Source organism: Actinomycetospora aeridis (genome assembly GCF_037400275.1).
GTDB lineage: Bacteria > Actinomycetota > Actinomycetes > Mycobacteriales > Pseudonocardiaceae > Actinomycetospora > Actinomycetospora aeridis.
Map to the genome: position 1 here is coordinate 220,930 of NZ_JBBEGL010000001.1, position 25,797 is coordinate 246,726.

Below are 25,797 nucleotides of genomic sequence, written 5' to 3' on the forward strand. Positions count from 1 at the left end.
CCAGCCGGGAGGTACCGGGCCCGTGGGCGAGGGTCACGACGGCTCCGCGCGAGGCGTGCGCGGCGGGGGAGTAACGTGGGTCACAGCGGTCCGACGACCGTCGGGCTGTGATCGGAGGTCCTCCCATGACCGACGCCAAGCGCGAACCCACGGCTCCTCGCGAGCGGCACGATGCCGACGAGCCGGTGAAGGCGGGCAACCGCTCCGGACTCGTCGAGGCCGCCCGGATGTGGGCCCGCCAGAAGGGCATGGCGGTGCCGTCCACCGGCCCGCTCCCGCACGAGATCATGGCGCAGTACAAGCGCCGGCAGACCTGGGAGTAGTCACCCCGGGCGCAGGACCGCCCGCTCGTCGTCGGTGAACACCACGCGACCGGCGAGCACGTCGTCGAGCGTGATCCCCGAGGCGGCGGGCGTGTCCCAGCGGGCCGTGGAGTCCGCGAGCTGGAGCAGCGTGCCGAACGCCGACCGCGGGCGGACGAACGCCTCGCGCCAGTGCGGGCTGGTGAGGTCCACGTCGACGACGTCGTAGCCGAGGCCGGTGAGGCGCGCGACCGCCACCTCGACGTCCTCGACGATCAGGGTCAGGTGGTGCACGCCCTCGCCGCGGCGCTCCAGGAACCGCGCGACCGGGGCGTCGTCGCGCAGCGGCGAGATCAGCTCGATCTTCATGCCGCCCGGCAGGGCGAACTGGGCGACGCGGATGCCCTGGTGGTCGTTGTCCCCGCCGAACAGGAAACGCCCGCCGATCGCGCCCCCGAACAGGGCCGCAGCCGCGCCGACGTGGCGGACGGCCACGGCGACGTGGTCGAGGCGCAGGACGCCGGCGTCGGCGGGGATGCCTGTGGGGATCTCTGCGGGGATCACGCGTGGGCCGCCATGCGCTCGATCGTCGCAGCCGGCCCCTCGGCGTCGCCGGGCACGGCCCCGGGCGTGAGCGCGATCGGCAGGTCGACGCCGGCCCGTCGGAGTGCCGCGACGCGGCGGGCCACGTCCTCGCCCGACCCCAGCGCGCACATGGCGTCGACGGCGGCGTCGTCGACGGCACACAGGGCCGCCTTCCGGTCGCCCTGCTCCCAGGCGCCGGCGGCCTCGTCGAGGCGGGCGAAGCTGCCGCGGAACGACGGCCGGTGGGTCGGGACCATCGCGTACTGCAGCACGAAGCGCCGCAGGCGCTCCTGCGCCTCGTCGATCCGGTCGCCCGCGTAGGCCCAGAAGGAGGCCGCGATCCCGACCTCGTCCGGGTCGCGACCTGCCGCCCGCGCGCCCTCGCGGACCAGCGCGATCTTCGGCCCGTACTCGTCGGGCGGGGTCCAGGTCAGGAACGCGACGTCGGCGACGGCCCCGGCGACCCGCAGCATCCGCGGGTTCATCGCCGCCACGAGGATCGGGACGTCGACGGGCGCCATCCCCGCGCGGAAGCCGTGCGAGCGGACGTGGGTGCCGTCGACGTCGGTGCGCTCGCCGCGGAACACCGTGCGCAGGGCGGCCACGTACTCCTCGAGGCGCGCGCGGGGGGCGTCGAACGGCAGGCCGTGCCACCCTTCGACGATGATCGGGCTCGACGCCCCGAGCCCGGCGAGCACCCGACCCGGCGCGAGCGAGGCCAGCGTCGTGAAGCCCATCGCCGTGAGCACCGCGGTGCGCGGGTAGACGCCGACGATGCCGCTGCCCAGGCGGATGCGGCGGGTCGAGGCGGCGATCATGCCGAGCATCGCGAAGACCTCGGCCCCGGCGACCTCGCCGACCAGGACGTCGGTGCACCCGGCGTCCTCGGCGAGCCGCGCGAGGTCGAGGTACTGGCCGGCCGAGAGGCCCTCGTCGACGGGGAGGGTGACGCCGAGGCCGCTCAGGACGGTCACGGTCGTACCTGGCGGGCCACCGCCGCCGTGTCGTACCAGGTGGAGAGCTTCTCGATCGTCGTGCCGGTCCCGTCGAGGTCGAAGACGTCGACGGCGTCGAACTCCACGGGGGCCCCCGAGCTCGTGCGCCCGGAGAAGTGGATCTCGACGGTGACGACGGTGCCCGCGACGGCGACCCGGGTGACCTCGTCGTGGTGCACGGGCAGCGCGGCGAGGACCTTCGGGAAGTGGGCGGCGATCTCGTCGCGGCCGTGTCGGGTGGGCGCGCCGACCGTCCTCAGCACCGCGCCGGGGGCGAAGACCTCGCGGATCGCCGCCCAGTCCTCGTCGTTGACGGCGGCGAAGTAGCGCTCGACGGCCGGGGGCGTCACCGGCCGAGCCTCGTGCGCAGCTCCGACATCGCCCCGAACGACCAGCGCGCGAGGGACGGGTCGCCGAACGCGGTGATGTTCCACATGACGAGGTGGCGCAGGCCCTGCGCCGCGTACTCCTCGACCTGCTCGGCGACCTCGTCGGGGGTGCCGCAGAACGCGTAGTGGCGCACCACGGCGGGCGGGATGGCGTCGATGATCCGCAGGGACTCGGCGCGGTCGATGGCCGTCGGGATGAAGTCGTGGAAGCCGGAGCCGTCCGGGTAGGGACCGTCGACGCCGAGGTCGCGGAACACCTGGGCGGGCAGGAGCACGCACAGCGCGCGCACCAGCGGCGCCTCGGTGAGGCGCTGCACGGTCTCGGCGTCGGGACCCATGAGGACGTAGCCGAGCATGCCCGGGGTGATGGCGTCGGGGTCTCGGGACTCCTTCTCGGCCTCGGTCCGGATCGTGGTGAGGGCCTGGCCGTACTCCGCGGGCCCGAGCTTGGTGGGCAGCCAGCCGTCGGCCTTGCGCCCGGTCAGGCGCAGCATCCGCGGGCCGTGGGCGGCGGTCCAGATCTCGGGTGGCGTCGCTCCGTAGGGCTGCAGGCCGAGGACGGCCTTGTCGAGCCGGTGGAAGCGGCCCTCGTGGTCGACGGGTCCGTCGGCGGTCATGAGCAGGCGCATCACGTCGATGCCCTCCTCGAGCCGCGCGACCGGCCGGTCGAACGGCATCCCGTAGGGCGTCGCGTTGAGCTGCTCGCCGCTGCCGAGCCCGATGATCGCGCGGCCCTGCGTCACGTGGTCGAGCGTGAGCGCGGTCTGCGCCGCCATCGCGGGGTGGCGGCGGATGAGGTCGGTGACGCAGACGCCCACCTTGATCCGCTCGGTGGCCGCGCCGACGACGCCCATCATCACGGCGGGGTCGAAGTAGACGTGCGGGTTGGCCTGGTGCTCGGCGAGGGGGGTGAGGTCCGGCGTCCACATCGTGTCGGGGTGCCACCCCATGAGGTGGTCGGGCCACCACACGGCGTCGAAGCCCTCGTCCTCGCTGCGCTGGGCGAACTTCACCGCCGCCGCGGCCGGCGGCATGATCTGGCCGGGGACACCGAGTTCCATCAGTAGCGCCACCCGTCCCCGAACGTCGCCAGGCGCCGGCCGAGGTACTCCTCGACGACGGTCAGCGCGGCGCGCGCGGCACGGTCGGTGCCGACCCCCCGGCTGCGGAACGTCTCGCCGGCGAACCACAGCCCCTCGGGGCGCGGGGGGCGCCAGTGCGGGCGGTACGCGCCGACCAGGCCGGGCTTCTGGATCACGCCGAAGCTGGGCTCGAAGACGAGGTGGCGACGGCGCCAGACCGTCTTGCCGAACCCGGGCCACATCGTCACGACGTCCGCCTCGAAGCGCTCCATCTCGCGGCGCAGCCAGGCGCGGTCCCGGCCCTTCTCGCCGGGGAAGACCCCGCCCATCACGTGCAGCTGGGTGCCGTCGGGCGAGCACGTCGGGTCCATCGCGGTCTGGTTGAACATGAAGCCGCCGAGCTCGGTGTTCGGCGTCCTCAGCCAGGTCGAGAGCTCGCGCGGGTCGTACTGGTGCACCGGCTCCTCGGTCGCCAGGTACAGCCCGAGCCAGGCGATGCGGAACTTGTCCTGCGCGAGGAACTTGATCTGCTCGGCGTACCAGTCGGGCAGGTCGCTCTCGTCGACGACGTTCAGCACGTGCCAGACGGGCAGCGTGCAGATGACGTGGTCGGCCTCGAGGATCTCCTCCTCGAAGAACTCGTTGGGCAGCACGCGGGGCTGCCGGGCGATGGCGACGCCCTTGGTCACGCCGTCCTCGATGACGACGCGCTCGACGGGGGTGGAGAGCCGGAGGTCGCCGCCGGCCTTCGTGAACGCGTCGGCGAGGTCGGCCCACATGCCGTCCCAGCCCTGGCCGGGCCAGCACGAGTAGGCCGCGGTGTTGCGTTCACTGAAGTGCATCTTGCGGGGGAAGAGGTTGTCGCTGGCGGAGTGGTCCCACCAGTTGTCGGTCATGCACTCGAGCACGGTGATGAACTCGAAGAGGTCGATCACGCCCTGGTCGTCGGTGTACTGGTGCAGCCACTGGCGCAGCGGGCGGTCGTCCCACCGGTCGAGCTCGTCCCACTCGGTGTCCAGCAGGGCCTTGATGACCTTCTTGAGCTCGCCCTTGCTGCCCGAGTAGCGGTCGCGGATCGAGCCCCAGCGGTTCTTCTCGTGGTCCCACACGGGCATCTCGGCGGAGACCTCGCCGTGCTGCAGCGTCTTGCCGACGTGCTCGAAGACCTTGGTCAGCCCGGAGCCGGGGTCCTCGATGAGGTGGCCGCCGACGTTGACCGTGAACCCCTCGTCGGGCACGGCCATGCCGCGTCCGCCGAGGTAGGGGGAGCGTTCGAGCAGGCACACGCGCTTGCCCTCGACGGCGAGCAGCGACGCCGCGGTCAGCCCCGCCGCGCCGGCTCCGATGACCACGACGTCGTACTCCGCCACCCGGGCCTCCCCGTCTACCAAACGACCGTTCGACAGCGTGGCAAGTCGCCGTGCTCCCGGTCAAGCCGCTTGGCATGATGCCGCGGTGGCGACCACTCCCAAGTTCGGCTGGCTCTCCCCGGTGATCGGGAACCGGTGGAGCGACCACCGCCCCATCGCCGCCGACCAGGACACCGCGATCCTGCCGACGGCGCTCCCGCACTTCGACTCGCTGTGGATCGCCGACCACTTCTACGGCTTCGACCAGAAGACCGACCCGTTCCTCGAGGCGTGGACGACGCTGACGTGGCTCGCGGCGCGCCATCCCTCGGTCGAGCTCTGCCACCACGTGCTCGGCGTCGGCTACCGCCACCCGCCGCTGCTGGCGAAGATGGCCGCGACGCTGCAGTACCTGTCCGGCGGGCGCTTCGTGCTCGGCATCGGCGCCGGCTGGCGCGAGCCCGAGTACGAGGCCTACGGCTACGACTTCCCCCGGCCCGCGGTCCGCTTCGCCCAGCTCGAGGAGGCGATCACGATCTGCCGGCGGATGTGGACCGAGGAGGACCCGTCGTTCGAGGGCCGGTACTGGCGCATCGACGGCGCCGCCGCCCCGCCGCTGACCGACCCGCCGCCCCGCGTGTGCATCGGCGCGGCCGGCGAGCAGATCGGGCTGCCTCTCGTCGGGCGGCTGGCGGACATGTGGAACGGCCCGTTCAAGGGCGAGCCGGAGGACTTCGTCCGGCGCCGCGACATCGTGCGCCGTGCCGCCGAGGAGGCCGGCCGGGATGCGGACCGGATCGAGGTGTCCGTGACGCTGGAACGCGCGCTGCCCGAGAGCGACGACGACTCCGCGCGGTTGGTGGAGGAGCTCGCGGCGAAGCGCGACGTCGGCGTCGACCACTTCGTCATGGACTTCGGCAACCCGGCGTCCACGGAACCGGTGCTGCGCTTCGCGGAACAGGTCATCGCGCCGCTGCGGTCCTAGTCGCGGCGCGCCGGTCTCGCCCGAGATCAGCAGGTCGAAAGTCACCTCCGAGGCCCCCCGGGAGGTGCTTTTCGACCTGCTGATCACCGCGGAGGGAACCGAACGGGCCCGGCGTCCCTCCAACACGGTGTGGACCTCACCCAGCCCTTCCGTGGATCCGAAGCGATCGGGGCGGGCCTGGCCACGCGGCGACGTCTGCGTGGGCCGGGCTTCCGCGAGCTCGGACGCGACACCTACGTGGCCGCCGGCGTGGCCGTCGGTGACCTGCTCCGCATCCGCGCCGCCGTGCTCGAGGTGCCCGGAGCGGTCGTCGGCGGCTGGTCGGCGGTCCTCCTGCACGGGGTGGACGCCGCCCCCGAGGGCGACAGGCCGATCGAGCTCGTCGTCGGCCCGCGCCACCTCCGGCGCACCCACCCGGGGAAGGCGCTACGCCAGGACGTGCTCGGCGACGACGAGGTGGAGCTCGTCGACGGCACCCCGGTGACGACGCCGATCCGCACCGCGGTGGACCTCGCGTCGCGCGCCGATCACGTCGAGGGCGTCATCGCCGTCGACGCGCTGGCACACCACTTCCGGTTCCGACCCGAGGAGCTGCTCGACCATCCGGTGCTCCGCGACAACCCGCGGGGGCGGCGGCGCCTCGTCGCGGTGGTCGCGGACGCCGACGCCCGGGCGGAGTCGCCGCCGGAGACGCGCACACGCCTGATCCTCCGCGCCGCGCCCGGCATCCCGGAGGCGACGCCTCAGCTCGTCGTGCTCGACGACGGCGGCGGGTTCATCGGGCGCGTCGACTTCGGGTGGCGCCAGCTGCGGACAGCACTCGAGTACCAGGGCGAGCACCACCTCGTCGACAAGCGGCAGTGGCGGCGGGACGCCGTGCGCACGACCCGACTGGCGGGCGCCGGCTGGCTGATCCTGCCCATCACCGCCCACGACCTGTTCGTCGACCCGCGCGGATTCGTGCGCCGGGTCCGGGTCGCCCTGGCGCGGCGGGCGCGCGAGCTGGGCGTCCCCTTCCCGTGATCAGCAGGCCGAAAAGCACCCCCGAGGGGCATCGGGAGGTGCTTCTCGACCTGCTGATCACCCAGGGGCGGGACTGGTGGGCGCCCTTGACCCGCCCGGGTGTGATGCTAGTCTCCCCGGTGCGTACCAAACGATCGGTAGGTGCGCTAGCAACGACGTCTTCGCAGGTCGGGGGACCCATGACGGCCACGCTCGAACCGCCGGACATCCTCTCGCCGGAGTTCGCCCGCGACCCGTACTCGGCCTACCGGCTGCTGCGCGACGAGTTCCCGCTCGTGTGGCACGAGGCCATGCAGACGTACGTGATCAGCCGCTACGACGACGTGCAGCGGGCGTTCAAGGACCCGGTCTTCACGAGCGAGAACTACGCGTGGCAGCTCGAGCCCGTGCACGGGCGCACGATCCTGCAGATGGAGGGGCGGGAGCACTCCACGCACCGCGCGCTGGTGGCGCCCGCGTTCCGCGGGAAGGCGCTGCAGGAGCACTTCGGGCCGACTATCCGGCGCAACTCGCGCGACCTCGTCGACGCCTTCCGCGCCGACGGCCACGTCGACCTCGTCGACGCCTACGCGACGCGGTTCCCGATCAACGTCATCGTCGACATGCTCGGGCTGCCGCGCACCGACCACGACCGCTTCCACGGCTGGTACACGTCGATCATGGGGTTCCTCGGGAACCTCGCCGGTGACGAGGCCGTGGCCGCGGAGGGCCTGCGCACCAAGGCCGAGTTCGAGGACTACATGATCCCGCGCATCCGGGAGCGGCGGGAGAACCCGGGCGACGACCTCCTCTCCACGCTCTGCGCCGCCGAGATCGACGGCGAGTCGATGACCGACGAGGAGGTCAAGGCGTTCTGCAGCCTGCTCCTCACCGCGGGCGGCGAGACCACGGACAAGGCGATCACGAGCCTGATGGCCGACCTCGTCGCCCACCCCGAGCAGCTCGAGGCCGTCCGGCAGGACCGCAGCCTCATCCCCGCCGCCTTCGCCGAGACGCTGCGGTGGTCGCCCCCGGTGCACATGATCATGCGCCAGCCCGCCGAGGACGTGGAGCTCTCGGGCGGGATCGTGCAGGCCGGGCGCACGGTCACCTGCCTCATCGGCGCCGCCAACCGTGACGAGCGCCGGTTCGACCGTCCCGACACCTTCGACGTGCTGCGCGCCGACCTCGACGGATCGCGCGCCTTCTCCGCCGCCGCCGACCACCTCGCGTTCTGCCTCGGCCGGCACTTCTGTGTCGGCGCGCTGCTCTCGCTCTTCGAGATCGAGGTCGGCATGAACGACCTCCTCGACGCCATGACCGACATCCGCTTCGCCGGCGGCGAGCCGCCGACCGAGACCGGGGTGTTCACGCGAGCCCCCGGCCGCCTGCTCCTCGAGTTCACCCCCAGCTAGGAGGACCGCCGTGCCCGTCCGCCCCCACATCGAGAACCTCCTCGGCAAGGCCTCCTGGGGCTACGACGAGGCCGACCCGGACCTCATCGCGTCCTGCTTCACCGCCGACGCCCGCATGAGCCTGCGCATCGGCCGCGACGGGCAGCTGATCGGCCCGTTCGAGGGCCGCGACGCCATCCGCAAGCTGCACGCCGACTCGATGGCCGCCCAGACCGACCAGCGTCGCCACAACCTCTCCAACCTGTGGTTCGAGAAGGAGAGCGACGACGAGGCGATCGCGACCACGAACCTCACGCTGCTCTCGATCGAGAACGGGACCGTGAAGGTGCTCTCCAGCGGCTGGTACCGCGACCAGCTCGTCGTGCAGAACGGCACGTGGCTGATCGCCGACCGGTACGTCTACCTCGACCTGCCCTACTGAGGACGTCATGGTCAACATCGGTCGCATCCCCGAGAAGTGGGCGGCCCTGACCCCGCGCGGGGACGCCGTCGTCGACACCACCACCGAGCGCCGCACGAGCTGGGCCGAGCTGGACGAGCGGGTACGGCGCCTGGCCAACGGGCTGCGCGGTCGGAACAGGTTGGGCCCCGACGGCCTCGCCCTGCAGCGCGGCGACCGGGTCGCGGTGCTCGCGAAGAACTCCACGGAGTTCCAGGAGATCTACTACGCCGCCGGGCGCGCCGGGCTCGTCGTGCAGCCCCTGAACTGGCGCCTGGGCGCCGGGGAGCTCGCGCGCATCGTCGCCGACGGCGGGCCGCGGGCGATCGTCGTCGCGGGGGAGTGGGCCGAGGTCGGGCGCGAGCTCGGAGGGCTGGTCGACGTCGAGCACTGGCTCTCGTACGGGCCGGGTGGCGACGGCAGCTACGAGGACCTGCTCGCGGCCGCGTCGGCCGACGAGCCCACCGACAGCGCGGACGTCGGCGACGACGACCCGTTCTTCATCCTCTACACCGGTGGCACGACCGGGGCGTCGAAGGGCGCGCTGCACACCCACCGCAGCGCGTCGTTCGGGATGCTCAACCAGACCGTCGCCGAGCGCATCGTGCCGACCGACGTCTACATGCTGACCGGGCAGATGTACCACATCCCGGTCGTGCTCTCGATGAACTACATGCGCCACGGCTGCCCGCTGGTGCTGATGAACTTCGAGGCCAAGCGCTCGCTGGAGATCATCGAGGCCGAGCGCGTCTCGGCGTTCCTCGGCATCACCACGATGCTCAACTGGATGATGGCCGTGCCCGGCTTCGACCGGTACGACATCGCGAGCCTGCGCAACATCCAGTACGGCGGCGGCCCGATGCCCTCGGCCGTCGTGAAGAACGCGCTGCAGGCGTTCCCGTGCACGCTGATCCAGGGCTACGGGCAGACCGAGGGCACGACGATGTGCTTCCTGTCCCAGGAGGACCACCACGCCGCGGTCAACGGGGTCCACCCCGAGCGGCTGCAGTCCTGCGGGCGCGAGGGGTTCGTGACGTCGGTGCGGATCGTCGACGTCGACGGCAACCCGGTGCCCACCGACGGCAGCACCGTCGGGCAGATCGTCGTGCGCTCCGAGGCGAACATGGCGGGCTACTGGAACCGGCCCGACCTGACGGCCGACACCCTGCGCGACGGCTGGATGTGGACCGGCGACCTCGCGACGTGGGACGCCGACCGCTACGTGTTCATCGTCGACCGCGCCAAGGACATGATCATCTCGGGCGGCGAGAACATCTACTCGGTGCAGGTCGAGGAGGCCGTGAACCACCACCCCGCCGTGCTCGAGTGCGCGGTGATCGGCGTGCCGGACGAGGAGTGGGGCGAGAGCGTCAAGGCGTTCGTCGTGCTCAAGCCGGACACCACGGCGACCGAGGCCGACATCGTCGAGACCGCCCGGGCGCACCTCGCGTCGTACCAGAAGCCGCGCTCGGTGGAGTTCGTCGACGCCCTGCCCAAGGCACCCACCGGCAAGATCCTCAAGCGCGACCTGCGGGCCCCGTTCTGGGCTGACGCCGAGAGGAGGGTCTGAGATGGCCGGACGCATGGAGGGCAAGGTCGTCCTCGTCACCGGGGCCGCCCGCGGCCAGGGGCGCGCCCACGCGGTGCGCCTCGCGCAGGAGGGTGCCGACGTCGTCGCCGTCGACCTGTGCGCGGGCATCGACACCGTCGTCGGCAAGTACCCGCCGGCGACGCGCGAGGACCTCGACGAGACCGTCGCCCTGGTCGAGAAGCACGACCGGCGGATCGTCGCGCGCGTCGCCGACGTGCGCGACCAGGCCGCCCTGGACGGCGCGGTGGCCGACGGCGTCGCCGAGCTGGGCCGGCTCGACGGCGTCGTCGCCAACGCCGGGATCGCGAGCTACGGGCGCGCGTGGGAGCTCGACGAGACCACGTGGCAGGACATGATCGACGTCAACCTCACCGGCGTCTGGCACACCGCGAAGGCGGCGATCCCGCAGCTCATGGAGACCGGCGGGGCGATGGTGTTCACCAGCTCCATCGGCGGCTTCAAGGGCATCCAGCAGGTCGGGCACTACGTCTCGGCCAAGCACGGCGTCGTCGGGCTGATGCGCAACCTCGCCAACGAGCTCGCGCCCTACCGCGTGCGCGTCAACACCGTGCACCCGACGAACGTCGACACGCACATGATCCAGAACCCGGGGACCTGGGGCATGTTCGCCCCCGGCGACCCGGAGCCCACGCAGGAGAAGGCGATCCCCGGGTTCACCTCGCTCAACGCGCTCGAGATCCCGTGGATCGAGTCGGTCGACGTCGCGAACGCCGTGCTCTTCCTGCTCTCCGACGAGGCCCGCTACATCACGGGCGCGACGCTGCCCGTCGACGCCGGTGCCGCCGTCAAGTGACCCCTGGGAGACGACCATGAAGACACGAGGAGCCCTGCTCTGGGAGCCCGGCACGCGCTCGGGCTGGACCGTGGAGGAGATCGAGCTCGACCCGCCGAAGGCGCACGAGGCGCTGATCAAGCTCGCCGCGTCGGGCGTCTGCCACTCCGACGACCACCTCGACACCGGCGACATCCCGCTGCCGTGGTCGCCGGTGCTCGGCGGGCACGAGGGCGCCGGCGTGGTCGAGGAGGTCGGGCCCGGCGTCACGGCGGTGAAGCCCGGCGATCACGTCGTCCTGTCGTTCCTGCCGTCGTGCGGGCGCTGCAAGATGTGCGTGCAGGGCAAGTCGAACATGTGCGAGCTCGGCGCCGGCGTGCTGGCCGGCGTCGCCCCCGACGGCACCCACCGCGTGCACGCGCGCGGCCAGGGCGTCGGCTGCATGTCCTACCTCGGCACGTTCGCGCCGTACGTCGTCGCGCCGCTCGACGCCGTGATCCCGATCCCCGAGGACATGCCGCTGGACAAGGCCGCGCTCATCGGCTGCGGGGTCCCGACGGGCTGGGGCTCGTCGGTGTACGCCGCGGAGATCGAGCTCGGCGACACCGTCGTGGTCGTCGGCACCGGCGGGGTCGGCATGAACGCGCTGCAGGGCGCGCGGCACAAGGGCGCCCGCAACGTCGTCGCCGTCGACCCGGCGCCGTTCAAGCGCGAGAAGGCCGTCGAGTTCGGCGCCACCCACGTGGCGAAGGACTACGAGGAGGCCGGGCAGATCGTCGAGGGCCTCACCAACGGGCAGGGCGCCGACCGCGTGATCATCACCGTCGGCGTCGTCACCGGCGACCTCATGAACCCGGCCCAGGAGATGACGCGGCGCGGCGGCACGATGGTGCTCACCGGGGCCGCGCCCGTCCTGCAGCGCGACGTGCCGTTCGACCTGTTCACGTTCGCCATGTCCGGCAAGCGCCTCCAGGGCTCCCTCTACGGGACGACGACGAGCCGCACCGACGTGCCGCTGCTCGCCGACCTCTACCTGCGCGGCGAGCTCAAGCTCGACGAGCTGATCACGCGCACCTACTCGCTCGACGACATCAACCAGGCCTTCCGCGACATGCACGACGGCAAGAACGTGCGCGGCGTGATCATCTACGACTGAGGGGATTCCTCCGATGCCCGATGCGAACGACCGCGCCGAGATCATCCAGGCCACGTACCTCTACGCCCGGGGCCTCGACCGCTTCGACCCGAAGGAAGCGCTCTCCGCCTACACCGACGACGCCGTCTGGGACGCGACGGGCGTCGGCCTCGAGCGCTACGAGGGCCGCGAGCAGGTCCTCGCGTTCTTCGAGCGCGACGCCGGCTCGATGTCCGAGCAGTTCCACATCATGACCAACCACGTCGTCGAGTTCGACGACGACGACCACGCGCACGGGACGAACTACGTCCTCGCGGAGGGGAAGACCACGACCGGGGCGTCGATCAAGGCCGCCGCGCTCAACGTCGACACCTACCGGCGCACCGCGGACGGCTGGAAGATCGCGAGCCGCGTGATCTCCCCGCTGACCGCTCCGCAGATGGAGGGGTTCGAGGCGTGACGGATCCTCACGAGGTGGTGCGCCGGTACCTCGACGCGGTGGGCGCGCTCGACCTCGACGCGCTCGCGGAGACGTTCGCCGACGACGTCGTCATGGATCTGCCCTACGCCCCGCCCGGCTTCCCGCGGCGGGTGGAGGGCAAGGCCGACGTGCAGGCGTTCTTCGCCGGCATGCCGGCGATGATCACGCCGCTGCGATTCCACGACCACCGGCTCGACGCCGTCGCCGACGACCCGGGCTCGATCGTCGCGCACTACGCGAGCGACGCCCGGATCCTCGCCACCGACCGGCCCTACCGGAACACCTACATCGCGCGCTTCCGGGTGAGCGGTGGCGCGATCACCTGGTTCGCCGAGTACTTCGACCCGATCACGCTGGTCGAGGCGCTCGGCGGCACGGTCACGATGCCGGGGCAGGAGGTGTCCGCGTGAGGGTGCTGCGCACCCTGCCGCAGCTCCTCGCCGACGCGGTGGCGCGCTCGCCGACGCGGGAGGTCGCCTTCCCGTCCGAGCGCGCCACGTGGCCGGCCGTGCGGGACACCGCGCGGGCCTGGGCGGCCGGGCTGCACGCGCGCGGGGTGCGTCGCGGCGACCGGGTGCTGCTCGTCCTGCCGAGCGGGCTCGACGCCGTCGCCGGGATCCTCGGGACGACGCTGCTCGGCGCGATCCCGACGCCGGTGAACCCGCGCGGCACGCCCGACGAGACGGCCTGGCTGCGCGGTGACGCCGACCCGTCCGTCGTCGTGGCGTCGCCGGAGCTGCTCGACCTGGCCGGGGCGGGATCCGTGACGCCGGCCGAGGTGGCCGAGCCCGGCGGTGACCCGCCGGTGGTGGACCTCGCCCCCGACGACCCGATGATCCTGCTCTACACCTCGGGCACCACGTCGCGCCCGCGCGGCTGCGTGCACACCCACGGCGCGTACGCCGCGCTCGGCGAGAACCTCGTCGAGCGGCTCCGGCTCACGCCCGACGACCGGTTCTGGACCCCGCTGCCGCTGCACCACTGCGGCGGGATCGACCTGCTCACGGGCTCGCTCGCGGCGGGCTGCACGCTCGTGCACGTCGGGACGTTCACCCCGGACACGGCGTGGCGCCAGCTCGTCGACGAGCGCGCGAGCGTCGCCTTCCCGGCGTTCGACACGATCTGGCTGCCGGTGCTCGACCACCCGCGGTACGACCCGGCGCTGGTGCCCGACCTCCGCACCGTGATCAACGTCGGGCCCGCCGAGCGGATGGCCGCGATGCAGGCGCGGATGCCGGGCTCGATCCAGATCTCGTGCCTCGGGGGCACCGAGTCGGCGGGGTTCTGCTGCGTCGGGTCGGTCGACGACCCGCCCGAGGCCCGCGCGGGGACGAGCGGGGTCCCGCTGCGGGACATGGAGGCGACCGTCCGCGACCCGGAGACGGGGCGGGAGTGCGGCCCGGGAGAGATCGGGGAGTTCCTCCACCGCGGGATCTCGCGGATGGCGTACTACCACGGCGACCCGGACACCACCGCCGAGCGGATCGACGCCGAGGGCTGGTTCCACACCGGGGACCTGGTGCGTCGCGACGCGGCCGGGCGGTTCACGTTCGTCAGCCGGCTCAAGGACATGCTCAAGGTCGGCGGGGAGAACGTCGCCGCGGCCGAGGTCGAGGGGCGGCTCGCCGAGCACCCGGCGGTCGGCGTCGTGGCCGTGGTCGGGGCGCCGGACGCGCGCCTCGGCGAGGTGGCGGCGGCCTACGTCGAGCTCGCGCCGGCGTTCCGGGACGCCGACACCGGGGAGCTGGCCGGCGAGCTCGTCGACCACTGCCTGGCGACGCTCGCGACCTACAAGGCGCCGCGCTACGTCGAGTTCGTCGAGAGCTGGCCGATGTCCGGGACGAAGGTGCAGAAAGGGGTGCTGCGCGAGCGGGTCGCCGCCGACCTCGCCGCGCGCGGGGTGACCGAGGCGCCGCGGCTGTCGCGGCGTCACCTGACGGCGGGGTGAGCGGCGCGTCGTCCGCCTACCGACCGTATGGTGGTCACGGAGAGCGAGCACCGGGAGCGGAGCACATGGCACAAGACCGCCGGCCGGCCGGGCGCAGCGAGCGCCGGACCGTCGGGGAGCGCAAGCCCCGGGAGGAACGCTGGGCGCAGCTGCTCGAGGTGGCCACCCAGATGTTCTACGAGAAGGGCTACGACGGCGCCTCGCTGCAGGACATCGCCGACCGCCTCGGCATGCTCAAGGGCAGCCTGTACTACTACATCCAGTCCAAGGAGGACCTGCTCTTCGAGGTGATCAGCGAGGTCCACCGCGAGGGCTTCGCCGTGGTGTCCTCCGCCTCGCAGGGCCCCGGAGACGCGTTGGACCGCCTCGAGCGCACCATCCGCGCCCACGTCGAGCACGCGTGCCGCAACCTCGTGCCGACCGCGGTGTTCCTGCACGAGCTCGAGTCGCTGCCCACCGCGCGCCGGGAGGAGATCCTCGGGTCCGGGCACGCCTACCAGGGCGTGTTCCGCGACCTCGTCGCCGAGGCCCAGCGCCAGGGCCTCGCCCGCCCGGACGTCGACCCCCGCGTCGCGGGGCTGTCGGTCCTGGGCTCGACGAACTGGGTCTACCGCTGGTTCCGCGCCGACGGCCCCTCGACGCCCGAGGAGATCGGCGTCCAGCTCGCCGCCATGGCGCTGCACGGTGTCGCGACCGCCGACGCCCTCGCCGCCCGGGGTGCCGCGGTCGGCGCCTGAGTCGCAGCGAACGGGTATCTCGCTGCTTCTAGGCGGCGGAAGTCCGCGTTGATCACTCGGCGATCACCAGCAGCGCGGTCCCGGCCGTCACGCGGTCACCCGGAGCGACGTGGACGGCGTCGACGCGTGCCGCGTGCGGCGCCCGCACGGGCAGCTCCATCTTCATCGCCTCGAGCACGACGAGGACCGCGCCGGCGGCCACGTCGTCGCCGGCCGTCACCGCGACGTCGACGACGGTCGCGTCCATCGGCGCGACGGGGTCGCCGGTCGCCGCGGCGGCGCCCGGCGTGCCCGTCGAGGGAGCGACGACGGCGTCCGGCGGGACCGCTGCGTCGCCCCGGTGACGCGGGACGCGCAGGGCCAGCGGACCGCGGTCGGTGGCGAGACGGATCGAGCGCGTCGTGGACGCTGTGGCCGCCGGTGCGGCGGGCGACGGGGACGGCGTCGGCGCCCAGTCCCGCTCGACGCTGCCGGTGTCGTGCGCGACCGCGGCGTACTCGGGGCGGTCGAGGACCGTGCGCAGGTAGGGCGCCGTGGTGGGCACGCCGGTGACGACGAGGTCGTCGAGCGCGCCGGCGAGGCGGGTCACCGCCGTCGCGCGGTCGGGGCCCCAGGCCAGGACCTTGCCGATCAGTGAGTCGTAGGCGCCGGGCACCGCGTCGCCGGCCTCGACGCCCAGGTCGGCGCGCACCCAGGGGCCGGCCGGGGCCCGGAGGTCGCTCACCCGGCCCGGGGACGGCACGAACCCCGCGGCCGGGTCCTCGGCGGCGACGCGGGCCTGGATCGCGTGGCCGCGCACCTCGGCGGTGCCGATGACGTCGTGCAGCGGCTCCCCGGCCGCCAGCCGCAGCTGCGCGACGACGAGGTCGACGCCGGTGACCAGCTCGGTGACGCCGTGCTCGACCTGCAGGCGCGTGTTCATCTCCAACAGGGCGGGCGCGCCCGTGTCGCGGTCGACCAGGAACTCGACGGTGCCCGCGCCCCGGTAGCCGACGGCCGTGGCGAGTCGCCGCGACGCCTCGTGCAGCTCGGCGCGCACGGCATCGGGCAGGTCGGGTGCCGGGGCCTCCTCGAGCAGCTTCTGGTGGCGGCGCTGCACGGTGCAGTCGCGGTCGCCGAGGACGGCGATGGCGCCGTGGTGGTCGGCGAGCACCTGCACCTCGACGTGGCGTGCGCGGGCGACGTGGCGCTCGAGGAACACCTCGCCGCGCCCGAACGCCGCGGCCGCCTCACGCGCGGCGGCGGCGACCGCGTCGTCGAGGTCGTCGGGGCCGGCGACGATCCGCATGCCCCGCCCGCCCCCGCCGTGCGCGGCCTTGACCAGCAGCGGGAAGCCGAGCTCGGCGGCGGCGGCGCGGGCGAGATCGGCGTCGACGGGTCCGTCCGTCCCGTCCAGCACCGGCACCCCGGACTCCCCGGCCAGCGCCCGCGCGCGCACTTTGTCGCCCATCGCCGCCACGACGTCGGCGGGCGGGCCCACGAACACCAGCCCGGCGTCGACGACCGCCCGCGCGAACCCGGCGTCCTCGGCGAGCAGGCCGTAGCCGGGGTGCACCGCCCAGGCGCCCCGGGCGGCCGCGATGACGGCGTCGACGTCCAGGTACGAGCCCACCCGGACCGCCTCGTCGGCCAGCCGCACCGGCAGCGATCCGGCGTCGACGTCGCTGTGGACCACGATGGAGCGCAGGCCCAGCTCGCGGCAGGCACGCACGATCCGGACGGCCACCTCACCCCGGTTGGCGACGAGCACGGGCCCGGGCATGGCGACCTCCAAGGACTCATCTACCAAACGGCCGGATGGTAGATTACCGTCGCGACGAGAGCCACGTCACGTCACGCGGGAGGCACCGTGCCAGTCGAGCACGCCGGAGGGCGCGCCAACGGTCACGGACCCGACCCGGCCGCGACCCGCTCGGGGATGGACGCCGCGCAGGCGGAGCTCGACCGCCGCCGCGCCGCCGCCGAGGCGATGGGCGGCGAGGACGCGATCGCGCGGCACCGGGCCTCGGGGCGGATGCCGGTGCGCGAGCGGGTCGCGGCGCTGGTCGACGCCGGGACGTGGTTCGAGATCGGGGCGCTCGCCGAGCCGGAGATCCGGCGCGAGAAGCCGGTGCCCGGCGACGCCGTGGTCACCGGCTTCGGCACGCTCGACGGGCGCCGCGTCGGGGTGATCGGCATCGACGCGACCGCGGTGGCCGGCACGACCGCGCCGATCAGCATGCGCAAGCAGGGCCGTCTCATCGAGCACGCGCAGCGCGGCGGCTTCCCGCTCGTCCTGCTCTGCGACGCCGACGGCGGCCGGATGCCCGACGTCATGGGCTGGCGGTTCTCCGGGCTGCCGCTGGACTTCACCAGCTTCCTCGGCGCGACCGACGGTTCACCGGCCGTCCCGCGCGCGGCGGCGGTCCTCGGTCCGAGCTACGGCGACTCGGCGCTGCACGCCGCGACGGCGCACTACGTCGTCATGACCCGCGGGTCGTCGGTGGCGCTGTCGGGTCCGTCGGTGGTGGAGCCCGCGATCGGGGAGCGCCTGTCCGACGACGAGCTCGGCGGGCCCGAGGCCGCGACGGCCGCGGGCAACGCGCACCTCGTGGTCGACACCGAGCACGACGCGCTCGCCGCGCTCGGCGCGTTCCTGTCCTACCTGCCGTCGAACGCGGCGCTGCCCGCGCCGGTGACCGACGCCGTGGCCCCGGCCCGCGCCGACCTCGCCGACGTGGTCCCCACCGGCGCCCGGGCGGGCTACGACATGCGCGAGGTGATCGCCGGCGTCGCCGACGCGGAGTCGGTGCTGCCGTGGGCCGACGGGTGGGGCCCGAGCCTGCTCTGCGCCCTCGCGCGCATCGAGGGCCGGCCCGTCGGGATCGTCGCCAACCAGCCGCTGGTCCGGGCGGGCGCCCTCGACCCCGAGTCGCTGGCCAAGGAGCACGACTTCGTCGACCTCTGCGACACGTTCGGCCTGCCGCTGGTGTTCCTGCACGACGTCCCCGGTCTCATGATCGGCAGCCAGGCCGAGCGCGCCGGGATCCTGCACGCCTACGAGCGCACCGTGTCGCGGATCGCCCGGGCCACGGTCCCGCGCGTCGGCGTCGTGCTGCGCAAGGCCTACGGCGGCGGGCACTTCGCGATGGGCGGGCGCCCCACGCGGCCGGACTTCCTCTACGCGTGGCCGACCGCGGAGATGGGGTTCATGGCCCCGGAGACCGGTATCCGCACCGTGCACCGCCGCGCGCTCGACCGCCTCCTCGAGACCGAGGGGCCGGAGGCCCGCGACGCGCGCGCCGCCGAGCTGACCGCCGAGTGGGTCGCGGAGTCCGAGCCGTGGGAGGCCGCCGCGCACGTCTCCCTCGACGACGTCATCGCGCCCGCGGCCACCCGCCACGTCGTCGCGACCAGCATCGAGATCGCGTGGGGCGAGCGGCCGCACCGGACGGGGGCCCGACAGTGACGACCGAGTACACCGAGATCACCGTCAAGGACGACGGCCCCGTCGCCGTGATCCACCTCGACCGGCCCGAGAAGCTCAACGCGCTCACCGAGGCGTTCTGGCCACAGATGCGCGACGCGCTCGCCCGCCTTGAGGCGTCCGGCACGACGCGCGCGGTGGTGCTCACCGGCGCCGGCGACAAGGCGTTCTCCGCGGGCGGGGACATCGCCGGGTTCGGCGAGCTCGACGGCACGGCGGCCAAGCGCGCCTTCCAGGCCGCCTGCCTGCGGACGTTCGCGGCGATCGAGGAGTCGCCGCTGCCGGTCATCGCCGCGGTCAACGGCTACGCCTTCGGCGGCGGCTGCGAGCTGGCGCTGGCGTGCGACCTCGTGCTCGCCTCCGAGCGCGCGGCGTTCGCCATGCCCGAGAGCGGCATCGGCCTCGTGCCGGGCTTCGGGGTGCTGCGCGGCCCGGCGGTGATGGGCCGGCACTGGACGAAGTGGATGGTGCTCGCGGGCGAGCGGCTCGACGCCGCGACGGCCGAGCGCGTCGGGCTGGTGCAGAAGGTGACGCCGCACGACGCCCTGCTCGACGAGGCCGTCGCCGTGGGGGAGCGCATCGCCCGCGCCGCGCCGCTGGCCGTGCGGGTGGGCAAGGCGATGATCAACCGCGGCGTCGACCGCGGCGAGACGGGCTACTCGCTCGAGGCGGTGACGATGCTGCAGGAGACCGCCGACACCGCCGAGGGGATCGCGGCCTTCACCGAGAAGCGGCCGCCACGGTTCGAGGGGCGCTAGTGGATGCCTTCGTCGCGCTGATGCGCCGCTACGTCGTCGACTACACCAACTCCCACGACCTCACCGTCTGCGAGGAGATCATGGAGCCGGACTACGTGCTGCGCATGGGTCCGCACGAGGTGGCCGGCCGCGACGAGGCCTACAAGCCGGCGACCCGGCGCCAGCTCGAGCAGTTCCCCGGCCTCGGGCTGACCGTCCACGACGTCGTCACCGACGGCGACCGCCTGGCCCTGCTGTTCACCGAGCACGGCGCCTCGGTGCGCCACGGCGGGGCGCTCGCGGCCTGGCGCGGCCTCGGGCTCTACGCGTGGAACGGCACCCGCCTGACCGCCAACCGCGTCGAGCAGGACTACCTCGCGCGGCGCCGCCAGCTCGCCGACGGGGTGCCGGACGCGGTGCCGCCGCCCGCCCTCGCGCCGTGGGACACCCCGGCGCGCGAGCCCGACGCCGCCGTCGAGAAGGTCGCCGCCGCGTGGGCCGAGCAGGGGGCACCGGCCGTGGGGGAGGTCGTGCTCGACGACGGCCGCGACCCGTCCGTGCTGGTCGACGCCGAGGACGTCGTCGTCGACGACCTGTTCACCGCCGGCGACCGGGCCGCCGTGCACGTGACCGTGCACGGCCGGTTCCGGGGCGGACTGGACGGCTGCGACCAGCAGATCGGCGCTCCCGCGACCCTGCACGCGGCCGCGCTCGTCACCGTCGCCGACGGGCACGTCGTCGCCGGCCAGGTGGTCCGCGACCGACTGGGCCTCCTCAAGGCGCTGACGTGACGCGCGTCGGGCTGTATCTCGACCTCCGCATTCCGCCCGGCACGCGGGGCGGCGACGTCTACGCGCGCACCCTCGACCGCGTCGCCGACGCCGAGCGTCGCGGGCTCGAGGCCGTGTGGGTCACCGAGCACCACGGGTTCGCCGACGGCTACCTGCCCGCGCCCCTCACGGCGACGGCGGCGATCGCCGCGCGCACCCGCACCCTGCGCGTCGGCACGGCCGTCGTCATCGGGCCGATGGTCCCGGTGACGACGCTGGCCGAGCAGGCCGCCGTCGTCGACCTGATCTCCGGTGGGCGGCTCGAGCTCGGCGTCGGCGCCGGGTGGAGTGCCGCGGAGCTCGCCCGGGTCGGTGCGGACCACCGTGCTCGCTACGCGACCCTCGAGGACCAGCTGCGGCGCCTGCCCGGGCTGTGGGCCGACGGCACGGTGACGCCCGCGCCGGTGCAGGACCCGCTGCCCACGTGGGTCGGGGCGCGCGGCCCCCGGGGCGCGCGGCTGGCCGGGCGCGTCGGCGCCGGGCTGCTCTGGCTCGACCCCGCACTGCTCGCGCCCTACGCCGAGGGGCTGGACGGCCGGGAGGGCCGTCTCGGGGGCCTGGTGAACGTGCTCCTGGCCGACGACCCCGACGCCGCGAAGGCCGAGGTCCGCGCCGCCGCGGCGCGCAACCGCGCGTCGTACTCCGGCAACGACGACGCGGCGCCGGCGAAGACCGACGCGACCTTCCCGAAGCTCAGGATCCTCACCGCCGACGACGCCGTGGCGACGATCCGCGAGCAGCTCGCGCCGCTGGTCGGCTCGTTCCCCGTCACCGACGTCTTCTGCTTCGCCGACCTCGGCGGGCTCCCCTCCGACCTCGTCGACCGCCACCTGGAGCTCGTCACCGACGTCCTGCGCCCCGGCCTCGCCGACCCCGTCCCCGCCCTCGGAGGTCCGTCGTGACCGAGCTCCCCGACGACCTGCTGAGTCCCGAGGCCGTCCGCGACCCCGACGGGGCGGCCGCCGTCCTGCGCGAGCACGACCCGGTGCACTGGAGCCCGACCCACCGCGCCTGGCTGGTGACGCGCCACGACGACGTCGTCGCCGCCTTCCGCAACCCGGCGCTCTCGTCGGACCGGGTGCGGCCGGTGATGTCCAAGGCGTCGGGCGACGCCTCGCAACGGATCCTCGGCCTCATCAGCGAGTGGATGGTGGTCACCGACCCGCCCGCGCACACCCGGCTGCGGCGGCTGTCCGGCATGGCCTTCAAGCAGCAGCAGATCGCCGCCATGGAGGAGCGGATCCAGGCCCTGGTCGACGAGCTGGTCGACGCGTTCCTCGCGGACGGCGGTGCCGACCTCGTCGCCGGCGTCGCCTACCCGCTGCCCGCGATCGTCATCGCCGAGATGCTCGGCGCGCCGGCGCAGGACCGCGACCGCTTCCGGGCGTGGTCCGACGAGCTCGCCCTCGTCGCGTTCGGGGCCGGCGGCGACGCACGCCCGGACCGGCACGAGCGGGCCCTGCGCGGCCTCGAGGAGATGGCGGGGTACTTCCGCGAGCTCGTCGCGCTCCGGCGCCGCGAGCCGGGCGGCGACATGCTCTCGGCGATGATCGGCGACGGGAGCGATTCCGAGGCCCTCGACGACGACGAGCTCGTCGGCATGTGCGCGCTGCTGCTCTTCGCCGGGCACGAGACCACCACCAACGCCATCGCCAACGCGATCCGCCTGCTCACCGCCGACCCCGCGCTGCGTGACCGCGTCCGCGACGACCCGGCGCTGGTCAACCCCGCCGTCGAGGAGGCGCTGCGGCTCGTCGGGCCGATCAAGGTGCTGGTGCGCTGGGTCGTCGAGGACCACGAGCTGCGCGGCCGCACGATCCGCCGCGGCGAGCGCGTCTACCTGCTGCTCTGCGGCGCCAACCGCGACCCCGAGCGCTTCTATGACCCGGACACCGTCGACCTCGCCCGCGAGCGCGCCACCCACGTCGCGTTCGGTCGCGGCATCCACGCCTGCATCGGCGCCCAGCTCGCGCGCATCGAGACCCGCATCGCCGTCGGCACCCTGCTGCGCCGCCTCCCGGGGCTGCGGGTGGAGGGCGAGCCGGAGTACCTGCCGACGATCGCGTCGCGGGCCCAGGCGTCGCTGCCCGTGACGCACGACGGCGTGCCCGCGGGGACGACGCGATGAGACCCCGCGTGACGACCCTGCACGAGCTCGTCGACGAGTCCGCCGCCGCCGACCCGGACGCCGAGGCCCTCGTCTTCGCCGACGGCGAGCGGGTGACGGTCGGGGCGCTCGCCGACCGGTCCGTGCGCCACGCCGCGGCCCTGCTCGCCCTCGGCGTCACCGCCGGCGACCGGGTCGCGCTGCTCCTGCCCGCCTCGGCCGACCTGGTCGCGCTGCTGCTCGCCGTGACCCGCGTCGGCGCGGTCGCGGTGCCCGTCAACGCCCGCTACCGGCCCGACGAGGTGCGCCACGTCGTCGTGCACTCGGGCGCGGCGCTCGTCGTCACGGCGCCGCCCGCCACCCCCGGCGCACCCGACCTCGCCGACCTCGCCCGCCGGGCCGTGGACGCCGGACCGACGTCGGAGCTGCGGGCGCTGGTGACGCTCGGCGAGCTGTCCGGGGGCGACACCGTCGCCGTCGAGCCGGCCCAGGCCGGCACCCGCGTCCGCGACGCCGCCGTGCTCGTCTACACCTCCGGCACCACCGCGGCACCCAAGGGTGCGCTGCTCTCGCACGAGGCCCTGGTGCGCCTCGCCGCCGGGATCGCCGAGCGGATGGCGCTGACCCCGGACGACCGCATCTGGACGGCGATCCCGCTCTTCCACGGCGGCGGGATCACGTTCGCGCTCGCGGCGCTGACGGCACGCGCCGCGTTCGTCCATCCCGGCTTCTTCGACCCGGCGACGACGCCCGCGCTGCTCGAGTCCGAGCGGGTCACGGTGGCGCTGGCGGCGTTCGAGACCATCTGGATGCCGGTGCTCGACCGCCCCGACTTCCCCGGCCGCGACCTGCACCGGATCCGGCTCGTCATGGCCGTCGGGGTGCCCGAGCGGTTGCGCACGATGGCCGAGCGCGTCCCGCAGGCGGTCCACGTCTCGTGCGTCGCGATGACGGAGTCGTCGGCGTTCCTCGCCCTGGGCCGCCTCGACGACCCGCTCGAGGCGCGCCTGACCACGGGCGGGCACCCGATGCCGGGCATGGGCGTACGCGTCGTCGACCCGGAGACCGGGTTCGACCTGCCGCCCGACACCCCCGGCGAGCTGCTCTTCCGCGGGCCCACGGCGTTCGACGGCTACTTCCGCGACCCGGAGGCCACCGCGGCGACGATCGACGCGGGCGGCTGGGTGCACACCGGCGACGTCGTCACGGTCGACGCCGACGGCCGGGTCACGTTCCGCACGCGGCTGAAGGACATGCTCAAGGTGGGCGGCGAGAACGTGTCCGCGGCCGAGATCGAGAACCACCTGCTGACCCACCCCGCCGTCGGCGTCGTCGCGGTCGTGGCGGCCCCGGACGCCCGCTACGTCGAGGTGCCCGCCGCGTTCGTGCAGCTCGCGCCCGGCGCCACCGTCACCGCCGAGGAGCTGATCGCGCACTGCGTCGGGCGGATCGCGAGCTTCCGGGTGCCGCGCTACGTGCGGTTCGTGGACGCGTGGCCGATGTCGGGCACGAAGATCCGCAAGGTCGAGCTGCGCGGCCGGATCGCCGAGGAGCTCGCCGCGGCGGGCGTCACCGAGGCCCCGCGGGTGCGCGCGTGACGACCGCTCCGGCGCCCGAGGAGCTGGCGGGCCGGCGCCTGCCGGGCGGCACCTGCCGCGTCGAGGGCTACGAGAGCCTGCTGATGCACGACGCCGTGCGGGCGCCGCGGACGCCCGACCCGCACCCGATCTGGGCGTTCCTCGCGCCGCAGCGGGGGATGGGGCTGACGCTCGGGGAGCTGTTCGAGAGCTTCGGTTGCCGGCTCGCCGAGGGGCCGCTGCTCGGACGCTTCGGCGCGCGGTTCGCCGCGCCGCTGGTGCTCGACGCCGAGCACGAGGTCCGGGGCGGCGTCACCACGGTCCGGCGCCGGCAGGGGCGCGTGCTGGGGGTGGTCGACGAGGTCGAGATGGTGCTCGACCTGTGGCGCGACGGCGCCCCGGTGCTCACCGCGACCTACGGCTTCCTGCTGCCGCGTCCGGGGGTGGCCGACGCGCCGGTGCCCGTCCCGTCGACGGAGGTGCGCGCGGACGGCCCGGAACACCCCGGGCCGTCGATCACCGTGCGGGCCGACGAGATGAAGCTGATGGCGCTGCTGCTGCGCGACCCCAACCCGATCCACCTCGACCCGAACGCCGCGGCCGCGGTGGGCCTGGGTCGCGCGTGCGTCAACCAGGGCCCCGCGAACCTCGCCTACGCGCTGAGCCACGTCACCGCGCGGAGCCCGGGCGCGACGCTCACCGCGTTCGACGCCCGCTTCCGCGCGACGGTCGTGGCCGGCGACGTGGTCACGCCCGTGGCGCGCGACGACGGACGGTTCGCGCTGCGCCACGCCGACGGCCGCGACGCGGTGACGGGCACCGCGGAGTTCTGAGCGTTCCGCCACCGGACGGTCGCGCAGCGTTGTGATCGGGGCCACCCGCGCCGTAAACTACCGGTCGTTTGGTAGCGAGGAGCGGAGGCGCATGGCCCTCGACGAGGCGAGCACCGCACTGCTGGTCCAGCTCGGGGAGAGCGGTCTCCCGCCGATCAGTGACATGACGCCGGAGCAGGCCCGGAACCTGGGACCGGCGCTGGCCGAGATGTACGGGCCGGGGCCGGACGTCGAGCACGTCGTCGAACCCGCGGACGCCCCGGTGCCGATGCGGGTGATCGTGCCCGCGGGCACGCCGCGCGGCGTCGTCGTCTACTACCACGGCGGCGGGTGGGTGATCGGGGCGCTCGACGAGTTCGAGACGCTCGGGCGGACCCTCGCCGTGCGCACGGGGTGCGTCGTGGTGCTCGTCGACTACCGGCTCGCGCCCGAGCACCGGTACCCGACCGCGGTCGAGGACGCGTGGACGGCGCTGCGCTGGGTCGACTCGCAGGTCGAGACCCTGGCGGGATCCCGCGTCCCGGTGGTCGTCGCCGGCGACTCGGCGGGGGGCAACCTCGCCGCCATCGTCGCCCGCCGCGCCCGCGACGCCGGCGGCCCGGCGCTCGCCGCGCAGGTGCTCGTCTACCCCGTCACCGACGCGAACGTCGACCGCCCGTCGTACACCGACCCGGCCAACCAGCTCATCGTCAGCCGCGGCGCGATGATCTGGTTCTGGGGCCACTACGTCCCGGACCCGGCGGCCCGGGGTGAGCCCGACGCGTCGCCGCTGCGCGCCGAGGACCTGGGCGGCCTGCCGCCGGCGGCGGTCCTGCTCGCCGAGCACGACCCCCTGCGCGACGAGGGTCAGGCGTACGCCGACCGGCTCTCGGCGGCGGGCACCGCCGTCTCGACGCTGCTCGTGCCCGGCCAGATGCACGGCTTCTTCACCCTGCTCACCCTGCCCGGCGCCGCCGTGGGCATGGACTTCGTCGTCGAGGAGATCGCGAAGCACCTGGCGCCGAGCCCCTGACGTCCGT

The 25,797-nt window shown here is 74.1% G+C and carries 26 protein-coding genes; 20 read left to right on the forward strand and 6 right to left on the reverse strand.

Going from position 1 to position 25,797, the window contains the following annotated elements:
• The first annotated feature begins 125 nt into the window (after window positions 1-125).
• A complete protein-coding gene (locus WCD41_RS01110) occupies window positions 126-323 on the forward strand; it encodes an Lsr2 family DNA-binding protein (protein ID WP_337711528.1) in 198 nt (65 codons plus the stop codon).
• Here WCD41_RS01110 and WCD41_RS01115 read toward each other — a convergent pair whose 3' ends face one another.
• Genes WCD41_RS01115 through WCD41_RS01135 form a run of 5 tightly spaced genes read right to left on the reverse strand, consistent with a single transcriptional unit; the run spans window position 324 to window position 4,723 of the window.
• Window positions 324-866 (reverse strand): VOC family protein, encoded by a 543-nt coding sequence (locus tag WCD41_RS01115; RefSeq protein WP_337711529.1) that lies wholly within the window; start codon window positions 864-866, stop codon window positions 324-326.
• Window positions 863-1,861: an LLM class flavin-dependent oxidoreductase gene (locus WCD41_RS01120; protein ID WP_337711530.1), complete on the reverse strand. Its 999-nt coding sequence runs from the start codon at window positions 1,859-1,861 to the stop codon at window positions 863-865. The genes WCD41_RS01115 and WCD41_RS01120 overlap by 4 nt, the downstream gene beginning before the upstream one ends.
• Window positions 1,858-2,232, reverse strand: a complete 375-nt coding sequence (locus WCD41_RS01125; protein ID WP_337711531.1) for a nuclear transport factor 2 family protein — start codon at window positions 2,230-2,232, stop codon at window positions 1,858-1,860. Before WCD41_RS01125 ends, WCD41_RS01120 begins: the two co-directional genes overlap by 4 nt.
• Window positions 2,229-3,332, reverse strand: a complete 1,104-nt coding sequence (locus WCD41_RS01130) for an LLM class flavin-dependent oxidoreductase (RefSeq protein WP_337711532.1) — start codon at window positions 3,330-3,332, stop codon at window positions 2,229-2,231. Before WCD41_RS01130 ends, WCD41_RS01125 begins: the two co-directional genes overlap by 4 nt.
• A complete protein-coding gene (locus WCD41_RS01135) occupies window positions 3,332-4,723 on the reverse strand; it encodes a phytoene desaturase family protein (protein WP_337711533.1) in 1,392 nt (463 codons plus the stop codon). Before WCD41_RS01135 ends, WCD41_RS01130 begins: the two co-directional genes overlap by 1 nt.
• Window positions 4,724-4,808: 85 nt before the next feature.
• Between WCD41_RS01135 and WCD41_RS01140 the strand changes: the two genes are divergently transcribed.
• The 11 genes from WCD41_RS01140 (at window position 4,809) to WCD41_RS01190 (ending at window position 15,228) form a co-directional block, all read left to right on the forward strand.
• Window positions 4,809-5,687, forward strand: a complete 879-nt coding sequence (locus tag WCD41_RS01140) for an LLM class flavin-dependent oxidoreductase (protein ID WP_337711534.1) — start codon at window positions 4,809-4,811, stop codon at window positions 5,685-5,687.
• 129 nt (window positions 5,688-5,816) lie between these two features.
• Window positions 5,817-6,710: a type IV toxin-antitoxin system AbiEi family antitoxin gene (locus WCD41_RS01145; RefSeq protein WP_337711535.1), complete on the forward strand. Its 894-nt coding sequence runs from the start codon at window positions 5,817-5,819 to the stop codon at window positions 6,708-6,710.
• 179 nt (window positions 6,711-6,889) lie between these two features.
• Entirely contained in the window at window positions 6,890-8,104 is a 1,215-nt protein-coding gene (locus WCD41_RS01150; protein ID WP_337711536.1) for a cytochrome P450, read from the forward strand.
• Window positions 8,105-8,114: 10 nt separating this feature from the next.
• A complete protein-coding gene (locus tag WCD41_RS01155) occupies window positions 8,115-8,525 on the forward strand; it encodes a nuclear transport factor 2 family protein (RefSeq protein WP_337711537.1) in 411 nt (136 codons plus the stop codon).
• Between the two features lie 7 nt (window positions 8,526-8,532).
• Window positions 8,533-10,113 carry an AMP-binding protein gene (locus WCD41_RS01160; protein WP_337711538.1) on the forward strand — a complete coding sequence of 527 codons (1,581 nt, stop codon included), beginning with the start codon at window positions 8,533-8,535 and terminating at the stop codon, window positions 10,111-10,113.
• 1 nt (window position 10,114) lies between these two features.
• On the forward strand, window positions 10,115-10,948 hold the full coding sequence (locus WCD41_RS01165) for a mycofactocin-coupled SDR family oxidoreductase (RefSeq protein WP_337711539.1): 834 nt from the start codon (window positions 10,115-10,117) through the stop codon (window positions 10,946-10,948).
• A gap of 16 nt (window positions 10,949-10,964) precedes the next feature.
• A complete protein-coding gene (locus tag WCD41_RS01170; RefSeq protein ID WP_337711540.1) occupies window positions 10,965-12,083 on the forward strand; it encodes an NDMA-dependent alcohol dehydrogenase in 1,119 nt (372 codons plus the stop codon).
• 13 nt (window positions 12,084-12,096) lie between these two features.
• The gene (locus WCD41_RS01175) at window positions 12,097-12,522 is read left to right on the forward strand and encodes a nuclear transport factor 2 family protein (RefSeq protein ID WP_337711541.1); all 426 of its coding nucleotides are present in this window, start codon (window positions 12,097-12,099) and stop codon (window positions 12,520-12,522) included.
• Window positions 12,519-12,953: a nuclear transport factor 2 family protein gene (locus WCD41_RS01180; RefSeq protein ID WP_337711542.1), complete on the forward strand. Its 435-nt coding sequence runs from the start codon at window positions 12,519-12,521 to the stop codon at window positions 12,951-12,953. The genes WCD41_RS01175 and WCD41_RS01180 overlap by 4 nt, the downstream gene beginning before the upstream one ends.
• Window positions 12,950-14,491, forward strand: a complete 1,542-nt coding sequence (locus tag WCD41_RS01185; protein WP_337711543.1) for a class I adenylate-forming enzyme family protein — start codon at window positions 12,950-12,952, stop codon at window positions 14,489-14,491. The genes WCD41_RS01180 and WCD41_RS01185 overlap by 4 nt, the downstream gene beginning before the upstream one ends.
• Window positions 14,492-14,556: 65 nt before the next feature.
• On the forward strand, window positions 14,557-15,228 hold the full coding sequence (locus WCD41_RS01190; RefSeq protein ID WP_337711544.1) for a TetR/AcrR family transcriptional regulator: 672 nt from the start codon (window positions 14,557-14,559) through the stop codon (window positions 15,226-15,228).
• Window positions 15,229-15,280: 52 nt separating this feature from the next.
• Here the strand turns inward: WCD41_RS01190 and WCD41_RS01195 are convergent, their stop codons facing one another.
• Window positions 15,281-16,990, reverse strand: a complete 1,710-nt coding sequence (locus WCD41_RS01195; protein WP_337711545.1) for an acetyl/propionyl/methylcrotonyl-CoA carboxylase subunit alpha — start codon at window positions 16,988-16,990, stop codon at window positions 15,281-15,283.
• An 87-nt stretch (window positions 16,991-17,077) separates the two neighbouring features.
• Here WCD41_RS01195 and WCD41_RS01200 point away from each other — a divergent pair, with 87 nt between their 5' ends.
• The 8 genes from WCD41_RS01200 to WCD41_RS01235 all read left to right on the forward strand — a co-directional run bounded on the left by WCD41_RS01200 (window position 17,078) and on the right by WCD41_RS01235 (window position 25,790).
• A complete protein-coding gene (locus WCD41_RS01200) occupies window positions 17,078-18,676 on the forward strand; it encodes an acyl-CoA carboxylase subunit beta (RefSeq protein WP_337711546.1) in 1,599 nt (532 codons plus the stop codon).
• Entirely contained in the window at window positions 18,673-19,452 is a 780-nt protein-coding gene (locus tag WCD41_RS01205) for an enoyl-CoA hydratase/isomerase family protein (protein WP_337711547.1), read from the forward strand. The genes WCD41_RS01200 and WCD41_RS01205 overlap by 4 nt, the downstream gene beginning before the upstream one ends.
• Window positions 19,452-20,222 (forward strand): ester cyclase, encoded by a 771-nt coding sequence (locus tag WCD41_RS01210; protein WP_337711548.1) that lies wholly within the window; start codon window positions 19,452-19,454, stop codon window positions 20,220-20,222. Before WCD41_RS01205 ends, WCD41_RS01210 begins: the two co-directional genes overlap by 1 nt.
• A complete protein-coding gene (locus tag WCD41_RS01215; protein ID WP_337711549.1) occupies window positions 20,219-21,163 on the forward strand; it encodes an LLM class flavin-dependent oxidoreductase in 945 nt (314 codons plus the stop codon). Before WCD41_RS01210 ends, WCD41_RS01215 begins: the two co-directional genes overlap by 4 nt.
• Window positions 21,160-22,389, forward strand: a complete 1,230-nt coding sequence (locus WCD41_RS01220; RefSeq protein ID WP_337711550.1) for a cytochrome P450 — start codon at window positions 21,160-21,162, stop codon at window positions 22,387-22,389. Before WCD41_RS01215 ends, WCD41_RS01220 begins: the two co-directional genes overlap by 4 nt.
• Before the next feature lie 8 nt (window positions 22,390-22,397).
• Window positions 22,398-23,966: a class I adenylate-forming enzyme family protein gene (locus tag WCD41_RS01225; protein WP_337711551.1), complete on the forward strand. Its 1,569-nt coding sequence runs from the start codon at window positions 22,398-22,400 to the stop codon at window positions 23,964-23,966.
• On the forward strand, window positions 23,963-24,778 hold the full coding sequence (locus tag WCD41_RS01230) for a MaoC family dehydratase (protein WP_337711552.1): 816 nt from the start codon (window positions 23,963-23,965) through the stop codon (window positions 24,776-24,778). The genes WCD41_RS01225 and WCD41_RS01230 overlap by 4 nt, the downstream gene beginning before the upstream one ends.
• A gap of 91 nt (window positions 24,779-24,869) precedes the next feature.
• Window positions 24,870-25,790, forward strand: a complete 921-nt coding sequence (locus WCD41_RS01235) for an alpha/beta hydrolase (protein WP_337711553.1) — start codon at window positions 24,870-24,872, stop codon at window positions 25,788-25,790.
• Window positions 25,791-25,797: the final 7 nt, after the last annotated feature.

Excerpts from the sequence above, each read along its gene's own strand:
- WCD41_RS01130 (WP_337711532.1), bottom strand. The coding sequence starts at position 3,332 with ATGGAACTCGGTGTCCCCGGCCAGATCATGCCGCCGGCCGCGGCGGCG.
- WCD41_RS01165 (WP_337711539.1), top strand. The coding sequence starts at position 10,115 with ATGGCCGGACGCATGGAGGGCAAGGTCGTCCTCGTCACCGGGGCCGCC.
- WCD41_RS01235 (WP_337711553.1), top strand. The coding sequence starts at position 24,870 with ATGGCCCTCGACGAGGCGAGCACCGCACTGCTGGTCCAGCTCGGGGAG.
- WCD41_RS01170 (WP_337711540.1), top strand. The coding sequence starts at position 10,965 with ATGAAGACACGAGGAGCCCTGCTCTGGGAGCCCGGCACGCGCTCGGGC.
- WCD41_RS01190 (WP_337711544.1), top strand. The coding sequence starts at position 14,557 with ATGGCACAAGACCGCCGGCCGGCCGGGCGCAGCGAGCGCCGGACCGTC.
- WCD41_RS01195 (WP_337711545.1), bottom strand. The coding sequence starts at position 16,990 with ATGCCCGGGCCCGTGCTCGTCGCCAACCGGGGTGAGGTGGCCGTCCGG.
- WCD41_RS01150 (WP_337711536.1), top strand. The coding sequence starts at position 6,890 with ATGACGGCCACGCTCGAACCGCCGGACATCCTCTCGCCGGAGTTCGCC.
- WCD41_RS01175 (WP_337711541.1), top strand. The coding sequence starts at position 12,097 with ATGCCCGATGCGAACGACCGCGCCGAGATCATCCAGGCCACGTACCTC.
- WCD41_RS01160 (WP_337711538.1), top strand. The coding sequence starts at position 8,533 with ATGGTCAACATCGGTCGCATCCCCGAGAAGTGGGCGGCCCTGACCCCG.
- WCD41_RS01110 (WP_337711528.1), top strand. The coding sequence starts at position 126 with ATGACCGACGCCAAGCGCGAACCCACGGCTCCTCGCGAGCGGCACGAT.